Genomic DNA, 18,024 nt, shown 5'->3' on the forward strand with positions numbered 1-18,024 from the left:
TATCTTCCAGTAACATCGTTCTGGCAGGCTATTGTGCCTCTGCAATACAGGTGCTTATCGACTATCTGCCGTCACGCGTTCTGTCTTTTCTAAAATTTTCATAATAATCCATCCTCTATTGATGCAGTAAATGCTCAATATCTAACTTTTTTTAATTTATTTTCAGTCTTAAGCCCTGTGGAGAACCGCCTCTAAGCATGGTTGATAAACGGTGTCTAAGTCTGTGGATAACTACCCCTGTGGATAACTAGCTGCTTTGTCCACAAGCTTAAGGCCCTTATCCAACCCCCTTAAGAGGGGTTCTCAACACCCTTAAAGTCATTCCAATGTATTGATTCTAAAGGATTTAAATGGGTTATCAACAAAAAACAGGCTGCCTAGTAATAGCAGTAATAATAAGCTTTATATCTTTATACTTAATTTATATCTGTTTACCTTGGCATCCAACCCAGAGCAAAAGCTTAGTGATGAAACCTTCAGCAAAGATGCGGAAAAATCTATACTATTGCTGTCCTAGAACGGGTTATCGCAAACCGAATAGCCCTATATGCAAATGCAGTATCGCGACAGGCAACAACTGCATCACTGAGTTCATTTGTTTTTATCTACAATCCTGAGGTGTATGGTGGATTATCCTTCCCGTTTTGACGTGATAGTAATTGGTGGTGGCCACGCGGGTACTGAAGCGGCTTTAGCCTCTGCTCGCATGGGAGTAAAAACCTTATTACTGACTCACAACATCGAAACCCTCGGGCAGATGAGCTGTAATCCAGCGATTGGTGGAATTGGTAAAAGTCACTTAGTCAGAGAAATTGATGCGCTGGGCGGTGCCATGGCAACCGCCGCTGATTTAAGTGGTATTCAATTTAGAATTCTTAACAGTCGTAAAGGACCAGCAGTGCGTGCCACTCGTGCACAAGCTGACCGTGTTCTTTACAAAGCAGCAATTCGTGAAATTTTAGAACACCAACCTAATTTGTGGATTTTCCAACAAGCGGTTGAAGATTTAATCGTTGAAAATGACAGTGTGCGTGGTGCGGTAACGCAAATGGGTTTACGTTTCTTTGCCGATAACGTGGTTCTAACCACAGGTACATTTTTGGGTGGCCTGATCCATATTGGTTTACAAAATTATTCAGGTGGACGGGCTGGTGATCCGCCAGCCAATGCCTTAGCCAAACGCATGCGCGAATTGCCTTTACGGGTTGATCGCTTAAAAACCGGAACACCACCGCGAATTGATGCGCGATCGGTTGATTTTTCGCTGATGACAGAACAACCCGGCGATACACCATTGCCTGTCATGTCATTTTTGGGTCGACGTGAACAACATCCTGAGCAAGTTAGCTGCTGGATCACCCATACCAACAGCCGCACCCATGAAATTATTGCAAAGAATCTTGATCGTTCACCGATGTATGCCGGTGTGATTGAAGGTATTGGTCCGCGTTACTGTCCATCCATTGAAGATAAGATTCATCGCTTTGCTGATAAAGACAGCCATCAGATATTTTTAGAACCCGAAGGTTTAAAAACCCCTGAGCTGTATCCCAATGGTATTTCGACGTCCTTACCCTTTGATGTGCAGTTGGAATTAGTGCATTCAATTCGCGGTATGGAAAATGCGCATATTATTCGACCAGGTTATGCCATTGAGTACGATTACTTTGACCCACGTGATTTGAAATACAGCTTGGAAACAAAAGTTATCCACGGACTGTTTTTTGCAGGACAAATCAACGGCACCACCGGTTATGAAGAAGCCGGTGTGCAAGGTTTATTAGCCGGCAGTAACGCCGCCTTACGTTCACAAGGTAAAGACAGCTGGCATCCGCGCCGTGATGAAGCCTATTTGGGTGTGTTGATTGATGATTTGATTACTTTAGGGGCGCAAGAACCTTATCGTATGTTTACTTCACGCGCGGAATACCGCTTGATTTTGCGTGAAGACAACGCCGATATGCGTTTAACCGAAAAGGGTCGTGAAATTGGTTTAGTTGATGACTATCGCTGGTCGGTATTTGAAGCCAAACGCGAAGCCATCATCCTAGAAGAACAACGTTTAAAAGATACTTGGGTACGCCCCGGCACGCCTTTAGGTGAAGCGGTGATGGCGAAATTTAATACGCCATTGACGCATGAATACAATTTATTGAATTTATTAGCCCGTCCAGAAGTGAATTATCTAGATTTGATCGCGGTCACTGGCGGCGGGATTACCGATGAACTGGTTGCTGAACAGTTAGAAATTAAAACCAAATATGCGGGTTACCTTGATCGTCAATTGGACGATATCGCCAAACTGCGTGCCAGTGAAGCGGTGAAATTACCGAGTGATATTGATTACGCCGTTATTTCTGGCTTATCTAAAGAAATTCAGCAAAAACTATCGGCCAGTCGTCCAGAAACCTTGGGGCAGGCCTCGCGTATTCCTGGAGTGACGCAAGCAGCGGTATCTTTGTTGATGGTGCATTTGAAAAAACGTAAAGCGACGCAAGTTTTGGAGCAGCCAGATTCATGAGTGTTACTACACAGCATGCGCAGGAATTAATTGAGGGTGCTCAGCAGCTCAATATTGCGTTAAGCGAACAGCAGCAACAGTTGTTATTACAGTATTTGGGTTTATTGATTAAGTGGAATAAAGCTTACAATTTAACCGCCGTGCGTAATCCAGATGAAATGGTCTCGCGGCATTTGCTCGATAGCCTCAGTGTGCTTACCTATGTTGAACAGTACGGTAACGATTGGTTGGATGTTGGCAGTGGTGGGGGGATGCCTGGCGTGCCCTTAGCCATTATGTTTCCAGAGCGAAAATTCACCTTGCTGGATTCTAATGGTAAAAAAACGCGCTTTTTAACCCAGGTGAAACTGGAGTTAAAATTGGATAACCTTGAAGTTATCCACAATCGCGTCGAAGCCTTTACCCCTGAGCGGGCATTTTCTGGCATTATCTCGCGAGCATTTAGTTCGTTAGCAGATTTTAGCAACTGGACACGTCATTTAGGCGACCTAACAACCCATTGGTTAGCCATGAAAGGCGTGCATCCCGATGATGAGTTGCAAGCATTACCAGACGATTTTCATCTCGATAGCTGTCAGATTCTGAAAGTGCCAGGCTGCCAAGGGCAACGACATTTATTGATCTTGCAGCGACAGTAACAACTTAGGAGATAATATGGGCAAGGTCTTGGCAATTGCCAACCAGAAAGGCGGTGTCGGTAAAACCACAACCTGTATTAACTTGGCCGCCTCCTTAGTGGCCACACGTCGACATGTGCTGCTGATCGATCTCGATCCACAAGGCAATGCGACGATGGGCAGCGGTATTGATAAACACAGTTTGCAGCATTCGGTATTGGATGTTTTGACTGGCCAGGCTGATCTGATTGATGTGATGCAGTTTTCCGAACATGGTGGTTATCAACTATTGCCTTCCAACCGCGATTTAACCGCTGCTGAAGTGGTGTTGCTGGATTTACCCAATAAAGAACGACGTTTATTGGAGGCTTTAAAACCAGTACGAGGGAACTATGATTATATTTTAATTGATTGTCCGCCCTCTTTGAGTATGTTGACTATTAATGCGCTGGTGGCAGCTGATGCAGTGATGATCCCAATGCAGTGTGAGTATTTTGCCTTGGAAGGTTTGACCGACTTGATCGGTAGTATCCAGCGGATTGCCGCGGAGTTGAATCCTGAGCTGGAAATAGAAGGTATTTTGCGAACCATGTATGATCCGCGTTTAAGTTTAACCAATGATGTGTCAAATCAGTTAAAAGAACATTTTGGTGAAAAAATGTATGACACCGTCATACCACGTAACGTGCGCTTAGCCGAAGCACCGAGTCATGGCTTACCGGCCTTGGCCTATGATAAACAGTCCCGTGGCGCACAAGCTTATTTAGCGCTTGCGGGTGAGTTATCACGTCGCCAGCGCGCCAGTCAGCGTGCTTCAACACGCACATAAGGAATTATTATGGCGGTTAAAAAACGCGGTCTCGGACGAGGACTTGATGCATTACTGGGTGGCGTCACAGCCAATACCCTGCAAGAGCAGGCTGCGCAAGTAAATACCAGCGAGTTACAACATCTGAATTTAGAGTGCATTCAGCGTGGTAAGTATCAACCGCGTGGTGATATGGATCAAACCAGTTTGGAAGAACTGGCGCTGTCGATCAAAGCACAAGGCGTCATGCAACCGATTGTTGTACGTTTGATTGCTAAAAATAAATACGAAATTATTGCTGGCGAACGCCGTTGGCGCGCCGCAAAGTTAGCGGGTTTAGAGACCATTCCAGCATTAGTGCGTGATGTCAGCGATGAAGCCGCGATTGCGATGGCGTTGATTGAGAATATTCAGCGTGAAGACTTAAGCCCCGTTGAAGAAGCCGTGGCTTTACAACGTTTGCAAAAAGAATTTGAACTGACCCAACAGGAAGTGGCCAATGCGGTGGGTAAGTCACGCGCCACGATTGCTAACTTATTACGTTTAATTGGCTTGCCAGATGAAATCAAAACGTTATTAAGCCATGGTGATCTAGAAATGGGTCATGCCCGTGCTTTGTTGGGTTTGCCTGCTGATCAGCAAGTTGAGGCAGCGCGACATGTTGTCGCTAAAGGATTTACTGTTAGACAAACCGAAGCCTTGGTTCGTAATATGCTGGCCGACAAGCCTGCAGTAGAGAAACCGGCGCTTGATCCTGACGTAAAACGTTTAGAACTAAAGCTGGCCGAACGTTTAGGTACGCAAGTACAGATTAAGCATGGCCAAAAGGGCAAGGGACAGTTAGTTATCAGTTATGGCACATTAGAAGAGTTACAAGGTGTTTTAGCGCATATACGCTAACTTTTTTATAGCTGTTGGTCGCAAAAAACGATATGACAGTTGAATGAGCGGCGTTAGCCACCTATACTCTGCGCGCAATTTTGTTGCTATTCATTGCAAAATGAAAATAGCGAAGGAATCAGGCAAACAGTGGCGTATCGAAATAAAGTTCCTTTTCATCGTCAGCCAATGTTTAGCGTCATCCTGTTACAAGCAGCGATGACGGTTCTGATCGGGTTGTTGTTTTGGTTAATACAAGGATGGGTAGCGGCATACTCAGCATGGCTTGGCGGACTGACTGCATTGCTACCGAATATGTATTTTACCTACAAGGCATTCCAGTATTTTGGTGCGCGTTCTATAGCTGTAATTGTTCAGTCTTTCTGGGCTGGCGAAATGGGAAAATTAATTCTTACAGCATTGCTTTTTGCAGTGCTGTTCTTGGGGGTGAAGCCATTGAACGTACTTGCTGTGTTCATTGGTTATATTTTGGTGCAGATGACGTCTGCAACATCACTTCTTTTGACGAAAAGCTTTCTAAAGCGTTGAGCGGTTGAGGCATTTATGGCACAAGACTCTGTTGGATATATTCAGCATCACTTACAAAACCTGACCTATGGTAAGTTAGACGGCACTTGGCAGTTTGCAGAAACTGCAGAGCAAGCCAGTGAAATGGGCTTCATGGCGATCCATGTGGATACCATGGCGATGTCATTACTGATGGGTTTTGTTTTCTTGTTTTTATTCCGTCGCGTGGCTGTTAAAGCCAACGAAGGGGTACCAACAGGTCTACAAAATTTTGTTGAAGTGATTGTTGAGTTTGTACAAAATATGGTTCGCGACACCTTTTACGGACGTAGCGCACTGATTGCTCCATTAGCATTGACCGTTTTCATGTGGATCTTGCTAATGAACAGCCTGAAATGGATCCCAATTGATGTGATTCCAAGTTTAGCGGCTGCTGCGGGCTTACCCTATTTTAAATATGTACCTACTGCTGATCCAAACGCTACGTTCGGTATTTCTATTGGTGTGTTCTTCTTAATTGTGTTCTATAGCATTAAGATTAAAGGCATCAGTGGTTACACTAAAGAGCTGTCGTTTACACCTTTTAAACACTGGTCGCTGATCCCGTTTAACTTGTTTCTTGAGTTATTAGGTCTGTTTACCAAACCATTAAGCCTTGCTTTGCGTCTGTTCGGTAACATGTACGCTGGTGAAGTGGTGTTTATCCTTATTGCGCTACTGCCGTTTTACGTACAGTGGGCGCTTTATGGGCCATGGGCAATCTTCCATATTTTGGTGATCCCGTTACAGGCCTTTATCTTTATGGTGCTGACCATCGTTTACCTGAGTTCAGCCCACGAAGAGAGCCATTGACGCGAAAGCGGGCGTTAACTTAAAACTTTAACTGTAAACTTGAAAACTTAAAACTCTAGGAGTAACTATGGAAATCGTAATTATCGCTGCCGCCATCATCCTCGGTATGGGCGCATTAGCAACTGGTTTAGGCTTTGCAATCTTAGGTGGCAAATTGCTCGAATCAACCGCGCGTCAGCCTGAGTTGGCACCACAATTACAAACTAAAACCTTTATCATGGCTGGTCTACTTGACGCTGTTCCAATGATTGGTGTTGGTATGGCTATGTACCTGATCTTCGTTGTAGCTCCTGGTATGGCAGGCTGATCTAGCGATTTCATCGCGCAGTAAAAATTACTGCGCGAAGTTATCTTTAAGATAAACAACGAAATAGCATGAGGTAGATCAGTGAATATTAATTTGACGCTTATTGGTCAATTGATTTCCTTCGCTATTTTTGTATGGTTTTGCATGAAGTTCGTATGGCCTCCAATTACGAATGCAATGGATGCACGCCAGAAGAAAATTGCTGAAGGTTTAGATGCAGCTGGACGCGCCGAGCGCGACCTAAAGCTTGCTCAAGAAAAAGCGACAGAAATGTTGCGAGACACGAAAAAAACTGCTTTAGAAATTCTTGATAAAGCGAATAAAACTGCCAGTGAAATCATTGAAGAAGCTAAGCAACAAGCGCGTGCCGAAGGCGAACGTTTGATTGCTAACGCTAAAACAGAGATTGATCTTGAAGTGAATCGCGTAAAAGAAGATCTTCGTGCACAAGTTTCGGTATTAGCGGTTGCGGGCGCAGAACAAATCCTCGGTTCGTCTGTGGATGCAAGCGCTCATAATCAACTGGTCGAACAATTGGCCGCACAACTTTAAGCGAGGCAAGCGATGTCAAATATCAATACGCTTGCCCGACCTTACGCAAAAGCAGCATATGAGTTCGCTTCGGCTGCAGGTCAAGTTGACGCTTGGTCTGCGATGTTGGCATTATCTGCAGCGGCGGTAACAGAGCCGGTCATTCTTAAGCAGCTGGGTAACCCTGCGCTGACTCGAGAAGGCAAGGTCGCGTTTCTAAAGCAACTGTGTGAAGGCAATATCGACGAAACTTTCGGTAATTTTCTTAGCGTTCTTGGCGAGAATAGCCGTTTGACTTTACTGCCTATGGTGCGTGAGCTGTTTGAGGCTGTTAAAGCTGAAGCAAATCGTACTTTAGATGTTGAAGTACAGTCTGCTTTTGAACTGAGCGCAGAACAACTCCAAACACTGGCTGCCGCCTTATCCAAGCGGCTTGATCGTACCGTTCAACCCAAAGCGACTGTAAATCCCGCTTTAATTGGCGGTTTGCACATTCGTGCTGGTGACTTAGTTATTGACGGTTCGATCCGCGGCAAACTGAACCAGTTAGCCGAAGCGTTGAAATCCTGATTTGAGGGGCATGGCATGCAGCAACTGAATCCTTCCGAGATTAGCGAGATCATCAAGCAGCGTATTGCTAAGCTTGATGTATCTGCGCAAGCCCGTAATGAAGGCACAATCGTCAGCTTGTCTGACGGTATCGTACGTATCCACGGCTTAGCCGATGTAATGTACGGTGAAATGATTGAATTCCCAGGTGGCATTTTTGGTATGGCACTCAACTTGGAGCGTGACTCCGTTGGTGCAGTAATCCTGGGTAGTTTCTTCGGTTTGACCGAAGGTATGAGCGCCAAATGTACTGGTCGCATCCTTGAAGTTCCGGTTGGTCCAGAACTCTTAGGTCGTGTGGTTGATGCATTGGGTAATCCGATTGATGGTAAAGGCCCAATCGAAACCAAATTAACTGATGCAGTTGAGAAAGTTGCACCAGGTGTAATTTGGCGTAAGTCGGTCGATCAACCTGTACAAACAGGTTACAAATCTGTCGATGCGATGATTCCTGTCGGCCGTGGTCAGCGCGAGCTGATCATTGGTGACCGTCAGATTGGTAAAACTGCTCTGGCTATCGATGCCATCATTAACCAAAAAGACAGCGGCATTAAGTGCGTCTACGTGGCCATCGGCCAGAAGCAATCAACGATTGCTAACGTGGTACGTAAACTTGAAGAAATGGGTGCGTTAAGCAACACAATTATTGTTGCTGCCAGCGCATCAGAATCAGCTGCTCTGCAATACTTAGCACCGTACGCCGGTTGCACCATGGGCGAGTATTTCCGTGACCGTGGCGAAGATGCGTTAATCGTTTACGATGACCTGTCTAAGCAAGCGGTTGCCTACCGTCAGATTTCCCTGTTGCTACGTCGTCCACCAGGACGTGAAGCTTACCCAGGTGATGTTTTCTATCTCCACAGTCGTTTATTGGAGCGTGCGTCACGTGTATCTGAAGAGTACGTTGAAGAGTTCACCAAGGGCGAAGTTAAAGGTAAGACCGGTTCATTGACCGCTTTACCTATTATTGAAACCCAGGCAGGTGACGTTTCTGCGTTCGTACCCACCAACGTAATTTCTATTACGGATGGTCAGATTTTCCTTGAGTCAGCCATGTTTAACTCAGGTATTCGTCCAGCGGTGAACGCGGGTATTTCGGTATCTCGTGTAGGTGGTGCAGCTCAAACTAAGATTATTAAGAAGCTTTCCGGTGGTATCCGTACCGCACTGGCTCAGTACCGCGAATTGGCGGCCTTTGCTCAGTTTGCTTCTGACTTGGATGAAGCGACGCGTAAGCAGCTTGAGCACGGTCAGCGTGTGACTGAGCTGATGAAGCAGAAGCAGTACGCGCCAATGTCAATCGCCGATATGTCTGTGTCTTTGTATGCTGCTGAACGTGGCTTCCTGACCGACGTAGAAGTTAATAAAGTGGGTGCTTTTGAGGCAGCCTTGTTAGCCTTCTTCAAACGTGACTACGCTGAGTTAATGGCGAAAATCAATGAGAAGGGTGACTTTAATAACGATATCGATGCTTCTATTAAAGAAGGTATCGAGAAGTTTAAGGCCACTCAGAGCTGGTAAGCCGCAGCGGGAGCTTTAACGCTCCCGCTTGCTTAACCTGAAGGGTGTGAAATGGCAGGCGCAAAAGAGATTCGCAGTAAAATTGCGAGCATCAAAAGTACGCAAAAGATCACCAGTGCCATGGAAAAAGTGGCGGTCAGTAAAATGCGCAGAGCACAACAGCGCATGATTACGGGTCGTCCTTATGCAGAGCGAATTCGTCAGGTCATTGGTCATTTAGCTGAAGCCAATGGTGAGTACAAGCATGCATTTATGGTCGAACGTCCGGTTAAACGCGTAGGTTATATCCTCGTGTCAACCGACCGTGGTCTGTGCGGCGGTCTGAACTTTAACCTGTTCAAGGCCCTGATAAATAATATGAAGGGCTTGCAACAAGATGGCGTTCAAGCAGAGTTTTGCGTGATCGGCAAAAAAGGTGCAAGTTTCTTCCGTAGTTACGGTGGTAACGTCGTTGCAGCAATCACTGATCTAGGTGAGCAGCCAGCAATTACTGACTTAATTGGCAGTATTAAAATTATGCTGGATGGCTTTGCTGAAGGTCGTCTTGATCGTTTGTATATAGTATCCAACAAATTTGTTAATACTATGACGCAAAAGCCAACAGTTGAGCAGTTAGTGCCACTGGCGGTAGATGGTGATGATCTTGACGGTGACCGTCTCGGTTCTTGGGATTATATTTATGAACCAGGTGCCCAGCAATTGCTGGACTCACTGATTGTTCGTTATATCGAATCTCAGGTGTACCAGTCGGTTGTTGAGAACTCAGCATGCGAACAAGCAGCTCGAATGATTGCGATGAAAAATGCAACAGACAATGCTGGCGATCTTATTGATAACCTTCAATTGGTTTACAACAAGGCTCGTCAAGCAGCGATCACTCAAGAAATTTCAGAAATCGTCGGCGGCGCGGCCGCGGTTTAAGAACGGTTCAAATATTCAGAGGAACCAGATATGAGTAACGGACGTATCGTTCAAATTATCGGCGCCGTCATCGACGTGGAATTTCCACGTGAACAGGTCCCGAACATTTATGACGCACTGTTAGTACAGGGCGTTGAAACTACATTAGAAGTTCAACAACAGTTGGGCGACGGTGTAGTACGTACTATTGCCATGGGTTCGACCGAAGGTCTAAAACGTGGTCTAGAAGTGGTAAACTCAGGCGGTCCTATTACTGTACCAGTGGGCGTTAAAACCCTCGGTCGTATCATGGACGTATTGGGTAATCCAATCGACGAAGCTGGCCCAATTGGCGAAGAAGAGCGTTGGGGCATTCACCGTCCAGCACCGTCTTATGCAGAACAAGCGGGCGGTAACGAAATTCTAGAAACAGGTATTAAGGTTATTGACCTTGTTTGCCCGTTCTCTCGCGGTGGTAAAGTGGGTCTGTTCGGTGGTGCCGGTGTTGGTAAAACCGTCAACATGATGGAACTGATTCGTAACATTGCTATCGAGCACAGTGGTTACTCAGTATTCGCTGGTGTGGGTGAGCGTACTCGTGAAGGTAACGACTTCTACCACGAGATGAAAGACTCTAACGTACTTGATAAAGTAGCGTTGGTTTACGGTCAAATGAACGAGCCACCAGGTAACCGTTTACGTGTTGCTTTGACCGGCTTGACCATGGCTGAAAAGTTCCGTGACGAAGGTCGTGACGTACTGTTGTTTATTGACAACATCTACCGTTACACCTTAGCCGGTACTGAAGTATCTGCACTGTTAGGTCGTATGCCTTCAGCGGTAGGTTACCAGCCAACCTTGGCTGAAGAAATGGGTGTTCTGCAAGAACGTATTACCTCGACTAAGTCAGGTTCCATTACTTCTATTCAAGCGGTATACGTACCTGCGGATGACTTAACTGACCCATCTCCAGCGACCACGTTTGCGCACTTGGATGCGACTGTTGTTCTATCACGTGACATTGCATCTTTGGGTATTTACCCTGCAATTGACCCACTGGATTCAACTTCACGTCAACTTGATGCGTCAATCATTGGTCAAGAGCATTATGACTGTGCACGTGGTGTTCAGTACGTATTGCAACGCTACACCGAGCTAAAAGATATCATTGCGATTCTAGGTATGGACGAGCTGTCTGAAGAAGATAAGCAGTTAGTATCTCGTGCGCGTAAAATCCAACGCTTCCTGTCTCAGCCATTCTTCGTGGCCGAGGTCTTCACCGGTGCGTCAGGTAAATACGTATCGCTGAAAGATACCATCCGTGGTTTCCAAGGTATCTTGAATGGTGATTACGATCACATGCCAGAACAAGCGTTCTACATGGTTGGTAGCATCGAAGAAGCCGTTGAAAAAGCGAACAAAATGTAATTTGCGAGCCGTTATGGTGAGCAATAAGGCAGCGGGTGTATTTACATCCGCTCAGCCGTAAAACTGAGGCGATTTATATGGCCAGCAGAACAGTCCAGTGTGACATTGTTAGCGCAGAAGAAGAGTTGTTCTCCGGTCGGGTCGAAATGGTCATCGCTCATGGTCACATGGGTGATTTGGGTATTTTGCCTGGTCACACGCCACTCATCTCTACGATCAAACCGGGTCCTGTCCGGGTGATTAAACAGGGTGGCACAGAAGAGGTGTATTACATCTCTGGTGGTTTTATCGAAATACAGCCTTACATGGTTAAGGTTTTAGCAGACACGGCAATCCGTGCTGCTGACCTTGATGAAGCGGCTGCACTTGAAGCAAAGAAAGCCGCTGAGCAAGCGATTCAAAACCAGAGTGCTGATTTTGATTATGCAGCCGCCGCGGTACGTTTAGCAGAAGCGGCAGCGCAACTGCGAACGATTAACGAACTGCGTAAAAAAGTTCGTTGATAGGTAAATCATGCTTCATCGTAACACTGAAAAAGGGTAGCCTAAGGCTGCCCTTTTTTATTGCTTATTTTTCAGACTTTAAGCGCTGCACAACTTTTATTTAGGATTTATAGCATGTCGTTGGATATTATTATTCTCGCCGCTGGCCAAGGTACGCGTATGCGTTCGGCCTTACCCAAAGTACTGCACCCGATTGCTGGCCAGTCGATGCTAGCGCATGTTGTCGCAACAGCGCGACGCTTACAACCCGACAGTATTCAAGTGGTGATTGGCCATGGTGCTGATGCCGTGCGTGAGCAATTAGCCGCCGCTGATATTAATTTTGTCGTACAGAATGAGCAGTTAGGTACCGGTCATGCGGTTGCGCAAGCGGTGCCTTACTTAAAGGCAGAGCACACCTTAGTGTTATACGGTGATGTGCCTCTGATTGAGGCCGCTACGCTAGAAAGCTTGTTGACGCAGCTCTCGACAGACAGCATGGCGTTATTGACAGTCAACCTCGATAACCCCGCCGGTTATGGTCGTATCGTGCGCAACAGTGCCGGTGCGGTACAAGCGATTGTTGAGCATAAAGATGCCAATTCTGAGCAGTTACAAATCTGTGAAGGTAATACCGGTATTCTTGCTGCTCCGCGCTTGGCCCTTACCGATTGGTTAAGCCGTCTATCCAATAGCAATGCCCAAGGCGAATACTACCTAACCGATATTATTGCTATGGCTGTTGCGGATGGTTTACGCGTCGCCACTGAAACAGCAGCGGATGCTATGGAAGTGCAGGGCGCCAATGATCGTTTACAACTCTCAGAGCTTGAGCGTCACTATCAGCAACGTGCGGCACGGCGTTTAATGGCGCAAGGCGTGACTTTGCTTGATCCTGCGCGTTTTGATCTGCGCGGTGAAGTCAGCGTTGGTCGCGATGTATTAATTGATATTAATGTGATCTTAGAAGGCCGTGTCGAGATTGCGGATAATGTTTCGATTGGCCCCAATTGCGTGATTAAAGACTCTATTTTACGTGCCGGCGCGGTGATTAAAGCCAATAGCCATTTAGACGGTGCTGATATTGGTGAAGGTGCCGACTGCGGTCCATTCGCGCGTTTACGTCCAGGAACCGTATTGGCTGCACGTGCGCATGTGGGTAACTTTGTTGAATTGAAGAACACGCGTCTCGGTGAAGCCGCTAAAGCAGGGCATCTAAGTTATTTAGGTGACAGTGAGATTGGTGCGCGGACCAATGTTGGTGCAGGCACGATCACCTGTAATTATGATGGCGTGAATAAATTCAAAACTGTAATGGGCGAGGATGTCTTTATTGGCTCTAACAGCTCATTGGTGGCACCATTGCATTTAGGTGATGGTTCAACCACCGGTGCCGGCTCGACTATTACTGCCGATGTTCCGGCACATGCTTTGGCCGTCGGCCGTGGACGTCAGCGTAATTTAGAAAATTGGCCACGCCCGAAAAAGCGCTAAGTTATCGTGCGTATTTAAAGCTGCTTAGTGTTATGTGCGCTAAGCAGCTTTTTTATGCCGGCGATAAATTATTGTAAAGAAGAAATAAAGATTTTATTTTGTGTGGATATTTGCTGATTCATTGTCCAGAAGTCGTACAGCACACCGATCATAAAGAAGCCGCCTGTGCATAAGTACAAAATTCCGGTAATCCATTTACCTTGATACATACGATGCACGCCAAATATGCCCAGAAACGTTAGAAGAATCCACGCAACATTGTAATCAGTATGACCGCTATAAAAGCGTAGATTGGCGTGTCGATCCATGCCAGGGATTAAAAATAAATCTATAATCCAGCCAATAAAAAACAGACCAAAAGTAAAAAACCAAATGGTGCCAGTAATCGGCTTGCCGTAATAAAACCGATGCGAGCCTAAGAAACCAAAAATCCACAGTAAATACCCCATCACAGGAGTATGACCATTTGTGTTGTAGCCCATAATGAATCCCTTGAATTATGTCGTAGCGGTAAGACCTACATTTATTGAAATAGTTGCGAACTTATCTATATATGTATTTAGCCTGCGTTCAGGCGTTTTTCAATAGCCTGTTCGAGAGGCATACGTAAGCCACATAGAAAAGCCAACTCAGCTGCGACAAATAAAGGACCGATAGCTAAGCCCATAATATCGTCAACAAAAGCAGGTTTACGGCCTTCGTAATAATGACCAATAAACTGAATAATCCAACCCACAACGAAGCTCCCTATCCCCCACATTAACCAAGTGACTGTGGATAACTTTGCGCAATACATTCCGAGCCATAAACAAATGACAAGAAATATGGTCATAGCTGTGCCCAGCTGCAGATCTAAGCGTAAATAAAACACGGCAGCAAGGATGGACACTGCTAGTGCAGGCGATAACCAAAGTCCGTACACAGCAAAACCTGGTCGTGAGAGCAAAATAGCAACAGCAATAACGATCAGTGGAATACCGATAAAATGTGTAATGATATTGCGTTGATCGCGATGGTAGGCAGCATATTGGGTTAAATGATCAGTCAGAGTCTTCATTATTATTATCCTCATTGGCATCATAAAGAGTGCTGTACAGTGATCATAGCTAAAAAGAGTACTGCAAACAGCGTCTAGCTGCAGAGTAATATTAGTACAGTTGCTGAAAGGCGCAGACCAACAAGGTATTGTGCGCCACTATATAGAAGCTTTAGGTTTTACCTGTAGAGCATATTAGTCCACAGGTTGTTTTCGAATAGTTAAAACTAGGATCAGTATGAAGTTTCGAATCGTGTTGTGTGCCGTTTTATTATTGTCAGGCTGTTCAGCTTTAAAATTTGATGACAGCTATCAATCGGTAGGACATGACAGCCGTGTACAATTTATTGTGTTGCATTACACCTCCAGTGATTTGCCGCGCTCGCTCTATTTATTGACAGGAAAAGATGTGAGTAGTCATTACTTAATTGCTGAACAACCGGCAACTGTTTATCGTCTAATGGATGAAAACCGCCGCGCTTGGCATGCGGGTGACAGCCAGTGGAATGGGCGCACTTGGTTGAACTCAAGCTCTATTGGTATCGAAATGGTTAATAAAGGTTACACCGATACGCCTGAAGGCCGAGAGTGGCAGCCTTGGAGTGAGAAGCAAGTTGAGGCTCTCGTGTTGTTATTGAAAGATATCATGCAGCGTCATGGTCTAACTGCCGATAGTGTTGTTGGTCACAGTGATATAGCACCACAGCGTAAAGTGGATCCAGGTCCGGCTTTTCCATGGGAGCGTTTAGCGCAAGAAGGTTTAATTCATTGGCCAGAGCCACAAACAGTGGCGATACACCTACAGACTTTCAATCAGCAATTGCCTGCGATTAGTTGGTTTCAGCAGCAATTAGCTCAAGTCGGTTATGCTGTACCTGTACATGGTGAACTGGATTCGGCCACACGTAATGTCATAGCCGCTTTTCAAATGAAGTACCGTCCAGATTTATATGATGGCGAGCCTGATGCACAAACGGCAGCAATGCTCTTAGCGTTAACTACACAAATGAGCCGTCAACTCTAGGAGCGCCTTGCATGTTAAATGGCTTATGGCTGAGTTTTTTTATTGTTGCCAGTATTGCAGGATTGGTACGCTGGTTTGGTGGTGATCCCGGTGTGTGGGCGGCCATGGTGGAAAGCCTGTTTAATATGGCTAAGCTTTCTGTTGATGTGATGCTCCTGCTCTTTGGTACGCTGACACTGTGGCTGGGTTTTCTAAAAATTGCTGAAAGGGCAGGTTTAGTCGATGTACTGGCTAGACTGCTTGGACCACTCTTCGCCAAGTTGATGCCAGAAGTGCCTCGTGGCCATCCAGCGTTGGGCTTAATTACGCTGAACTTTGCTGCTAATGGTTTGGGGTTAGACAATGCGGCGACACCGATTGGTCTTAAAGCCATGCGCGCCTTACAAGAGATTAACCCTTCAGCCACTACAGCTAGTAATGCACAGATACTATTCTTAGTACTCAATGCCTCTTCGCTGACCTTATTGCCTGTGACTATCTTTATGTATCGTGCGCAGCAAGGTGCGGCGGATCCCACTTTAGTGTTCTTGCCGATTTTGATTGCCACCAGTGCTTCGAGTTTAGTTGGGCTGTTATCGGTGGCCTTTATGCAGCGGTTGCGTATTTGGCATCCTGTGGTTTTAGCCTACCTGGTTCCTTGTGCTTTGCTGCTTGCTGCCTTTATGGCGCTATTGGCTACCTTAAGCGCTACAGCCTTGGCGAGTTTGTCGTCTTTGCTGGGTAACTTAACTTTGTTTGGCATCATTATGAGCTTTCTTGTTTTGGGGATGATTCGTAAGGTGCCGGTATATGAAACCTTTGTTGAGGGTGCTAAAGAAGGCTTTGAGGTTGCTAAAGACCTGCTGCCTTACTTGGTTGCTATGTTATGTGCGGTAGGTGTGTTGCGCGCTTCGGGTGCATTGGAGTTTGGTTTAGACGGTATCCGCTGGCTGGTAGATTGGTTGCAGTGGGATTCACGCTTTGTCGATGCCTTACCTACCGCCATGGTTAAGCCATTTTCCGGCAGTGCGGCGCGCGCTATGTTAATTGAAACTATGCAAAGCCAGGGTGTGGACAGTTTCCCCGCATTGGTTGCCGCGACGATTCAAGGCAGTACCGAAACCACTTTCTATGTATTAGCAGTGTATTTTGGCGCAGTCGGTATTCAGCGTGCGCGACATGCCGTAGGTTGTGCTTTATTAGCAGAGCTGGCAGGGGTTATTGCTGCGATCAGCGTCTGCTACTGGTTTTTTGGCTAACGTCTATCGATAGAGGAGATGACTATGTTGTGGAAAGTCAGCATTAGCACAGCACTGTTAATAGCCTGTAGCGCGTGTGCCGCACCTTTACCGGAGCATGATGCAGATATGGCTTGGATTGATGTGCAGTCACAAGCGGGGCATCAACTGTCAGCGCAACGCACGGATGGCGCTAAGGTTAATGATGCACGCTACTTTCAAGTCAGTCCTGGTATGCACCAGCTGCAAATACGTTTAACTTATGATCGTGGCAGCAACACTCTTGATGATAGCCAGCGCCGTTGTCGAGTTAATATTGCCTATCCTGACTTTCAAGCAGGACAGCGCTACAGCATTCGTGCGTTGGCTAAGGGCTGGACGGTAAGGGTCTGGCTCTATAGTAGTGATGGTCAGCGTCTTATTGAAAGCAAACCCGTACGTTGTGGTTCGCAATATTGATCTTTTTGAAAAAAACACAACTATCTTCAAAAACGGGCTTTACAGGTTCTTTAAAGCGTGTAGAATGCGCACCTCGTTAGGCAAACAAGGTTTCACAGCTTAACGTAACAGGTTGATTCTTAAGGAAATAACTTAAAAATTAGCTTGACAGGTTCGCGCTCTGCTGTAGAATGCGCGGCCTACCAGAGAGGATCGAAAGAACCTCAAAGGTACCAAGGAGTTCGACGGAAGCATTAAAAGCTTCCAGAAAATAAACCTTGACAGATACTTCGGAGAGTGTAGAATACGCCTCCTCGCTAAGATCGAAAGACTTAACGAAAACGTTCTTTAACAATTTGAATCAAGCAATTCGTGTGGGTGCTTGTGTGAGATGTTTGATAGTCAGCAAGATTATCGGCAACACAAGTTATTCCGCGAATGTAAATTTGTAGAATTATTTTTGTCTTTTTCAGTTCGCTGATAAAAGATATTTGCGATTGCTGAGCCAAGTTTAGTGTTTTCTCAAAACGCAAATCAGATTTAAAACTGAAGAGTTTGATCATGGCTCAGATTGAACGCTGGCGGCAGGCTTAACACATGCAAGTCGAGCGGTAACAGAGAGTAGCTTGCTACTCTGCTGACGAGCGGCGGACGGGTGAGTAATGCCTAGGAATCTGCCTAGTAGTGGGGGATAACTTGCCGAAAGGTAAGCTAATACCGCATACGTCCTACGGGAGAAAGCAGGGGACCTTCGGGCCTTGCGCTATTAGATGAGCCTAGGTCGGATTAGTTAGTTGGTGAGGTAATGGCTCACCAAGACCGCGATCCGTAA

The 18,024-nt window shown here is 46.0% G+C and carries 19 protein-coding genes and 1 rRNA gene; 18 read left to right on the top strand and 2 right to left on the bottom strand.

Annotation, left to right across the window (positions count from 1 at the left end; genetic code table 11):
* Positions 1-625: 625 nt before the first annotated feature.
* From mnmG to glmU, 14 genes are all read left to right on the top strand, one after another.
* Positions 626-2,521: a tRNA uridine-5-carboxymethylaminomethyl(34) synthesis enzyme MnmG gene (mnmG, locus tag JYJ62_RS13555; RefSeq protein WP_205342767.1), complete on the top strand. Its 1,896-nt coding sequence runs from the start codon at positions 626-628 to the stop codon at positions 2,519-2,521.
* On the top strand, positions 2,518-3,159 hold the full coding sequence (gene rsmG, locus JYJ62_RS13560; protein ID WP_205342768.1) for a 16S rRNA (guanine(527)-N(7))-methyltransferase RsmG: 642 nt from the start codon (positions 2,518-2,520) through the stop codon (positions 3,157-3,159). Before mnmG ends, rsmG begins: the two co-directional genes overlap by 4 nt.
* 16 nt (positions 3,160-3,175) lie before the next feature.
* Positions 3,176-3,967: a ParA family protein gene (locus JYJ62_RS13565; RefSeq protein ID WP_205342769.1), complete on the top strand. Its 792-nt coding sequence runs from the start codon at positions 3,176-3,178 to the stop codon at positions 3,965-3,967.
* A 9-nt stretch (positions 3,968-3,976) separates the two neighbouring features.
* A complete protein-coding gene (locus tag JYJ62_RS13570; protein ID WP_205342770.1) occupies positions 3,977-4,846 on the top strand; it encodes a ParB/RepB/Spo0J family partition protein in 870 nt (289 codons plus the stop codon).
* Between the two features lie 168 nt (positions 4,847-5,014).
* On the top strand, positions 5,015-5,374 hold the full coding sequence (locus tag JYJ62_RS13575; RefSeq protein WP_205342795.1) for a F0F1 ATP synthase subunit I: 360 nt from the start codon (positions 5,015-5,017) through the stop codon (positions 5,372-5,374).
* A gap of 15 nt (positions 5,375-5,389) precedes the next feature.
* Positions 5,390-6,205 carry a F0F1 ATP synthase subunit A gene (gene atpB / locus JYJ62_RS13580; RefSeq protein WP_205342771.1) on the top strand — a complete coding sequence of 272 codons (816 nt, stop codon included), beginning with the start codon at positions 5,390-5,392 and terminating at the stop codon, positions 6,203-6,205.
* Positions 6,206-6,272: 67 nt separating this feature from the next.
* Positions 6,273-6,512, top strand: coding sequence for a F0F1 ATP synthase subunit C (atpE, locus tag JYJ62_RS13585; protein WP_022967052.1), 240 nt, complete (start codon positions 6,273-6,275; stop codon positions 6,510-6,512).
* A gap of 81 nt (positions 6,513-6,593) precedes the next feature.
* The gene (locus tag JYJ62_RS13590) at positions 6,594-7,064 is read left to right on the top strand and encodes a F0F1 ATP synthase subunit B (protein WP_205342772.1); all 471 of its coding nucleotides are present in this window, start codon (positions 6,594-6,596) and stop codon (positions 7,062-7,064) included.
* 12 nt (positions 7,065-7,076) lie between these two features.
* Positions 7,077-7,613, top strand: a complete 537-nt coding sequence (locus JYJ62_RS13595) for a F0F1 ATP synthase subunit delta (RefSeq protein ID WP_205342773.1) — start codon at positions 7,077-7,079, stop codon at positions 7,611-7,613.
* A 15-nt stretch (positions 7,614-7,628) separates the two neighbouring features.
* Positions 7,629-9,173 carry a F0F1 ATP synthase subunit alpha gene (atpA, locus tag JYJ62_RS13600; protein WP_205342774.1) on the top strand — a complete coding sequence of 515 codons (1,545 nt, stop codon included), beginning with the start codon at positions 7,629-7,631 and terminating at the stop codon, positions 9,171-9,173.
* Positions 9,174-9,224: 51 nt separating this feature from the next.
* A complete protein-coding gene (gene atpG, locus JYJ62_RS13605; protein ID WP_205342775.1) occupies positions 9,225-10,094 on the top strand; it encodes a F0F1 ATP synthase subunit gamma in 870 nt (289 codons plus the stop codon).
* 30 nt (positions 10,095-10,124) lie between these two features.
* The gene (atpD, locus tag JYJ62_RS13610) at positions 10,125-11,501 is read left to right on the top strand and encodes a F0F1 ATP synthase subunit beta (RefSeq protein WP_205342776.1); all 1,377 of its coding nucleotides are present in this window, start codon (positions 10,125-10,127) and stop codon (positions 11,499-11,501) included.
* 77 nt (positions 11,502-11,578) lie between these two features.
* Positions 11,579-12,004 (top strand): F0F1 ATP synthase subunit epsilon, encoded by a 426-nt coding sequence (locus JYJ62_RS13615; RefSeq protein ID WP_205342777.1) that lies wholly within the window; start codon positions 11,579-11,581, stop codon positions 12,002-12,004.
* A 114-nt stretch (positions 12,005-12,118) separates the two neighbouring features.
* Positions 12,119-13,477, top strand: coding sequence for a bifunctional UDP-N-acetylglucosamine diphosphorylase/glucosamine-1-phosphate N-acetyltransferase GlmU (glmU, locus tag JYJ62_RS13620; RefSeq protein ID WP_205342778.1), 1,359 nt, complete (start codon positions 12,119-12,121; stop codon positions 13,475-13,477).
* Between the two features lie 68 nt (positions 13,478-13,545).
* Here glmU and JYJ62_RS13625 read toward each other — a convergent pair whose 3' ends face one another.
* Both JYJ62_RS13625 and JYJ62_RS13630 read right to left on the bottom strand, forming a co-directional pair.
* Positions 13,546-13,959 (bottom strand): NINE protein, encoded by a 414-nt coding sequence (locus tag JYJ62_RS13625; RefSeq protein WP_205342779.1) that lies wholly within the window; start codon positions 13,957-13,959, stop codon positions 13,546-13,548.
* Positions 13,960-14,036: 77 nt separating this feature from the next.
* The gene (locus tag JYJ62_RS13630; protein ID WP_205342780.1) at positions 14,037-14,534 is read right to left on the bottom strand and encodes a DUF962 domain-containing protein; all 498 of its coding nucleotides are present in this window, start codon (positions 14,532-14,534) and stop codon (positions 14,037-14,039) included.
* A 217-nt stretch (positions 14,535-14,751) separates the two neighbouring features.
* Between JYJ62_RS13630 and JYJ62_RS13635 the strand changes: the two genes are divergently transcribed.
* The 4 genes from JYJ62_RS13635 to JYJ62_RS13650 all read left to right on the top strand — a co-directional run.
* Positions 14,752-15,537: an N-acetylmuramoyl-L-alanine amidase gene (locus JYJ62_RS13635; RefSeq protein WP_205342781.1), complete on the top strand. Its 786-nt coding sequence runs from the start codon at positions 14,752-14,754 to the stop codon at positions 15,535-15,537.
* A gap of 11 nt (positions 15,538-15,548) precedes the next feature.
* On the top strand, positions 15,549-16,775 hold the full coding sequence (locus JYJ62_RS13640; RefSeq protein WP_205342782.1) for a nucleoside recognition domain-containing protein: 1,227 nt from the start codon (positions 15,549-15,551) through the stop codon (positions 16,773-16,775).
* A gap of 24 nt (positions 16,776-16,799) precedes the next feature.
* Positions 16,800-17,213: a hypothetical protein gene (locus JYJ62_RS13645; RefSeq protein WP_205342783.1), complete on the top strand. Its 414-nt coding sequence runs from the start codon at positions 16,800-16,802 to the stop codon at positions 17,211-17,213.
* Positions 17,214-17,735: 522 nt separating this feature from the next.
* Positions 17,736-18,024 (top strand): 16S ribosomal RNA (locus tag JYJ62_RS13650); the annotation flags it as partial.

The sequence above is a fragment of the Denitrificimonas caeni genome (genome assembly GCF_905120345.1).
Classification (GTDB): domain Bacteria; phylum Pseudomonadota; class Gammaproteobacteria; order Pseudomonadales; family Pseudomonadaceae; genus Denitrificimonas; species Denitrificimonas caeni_A.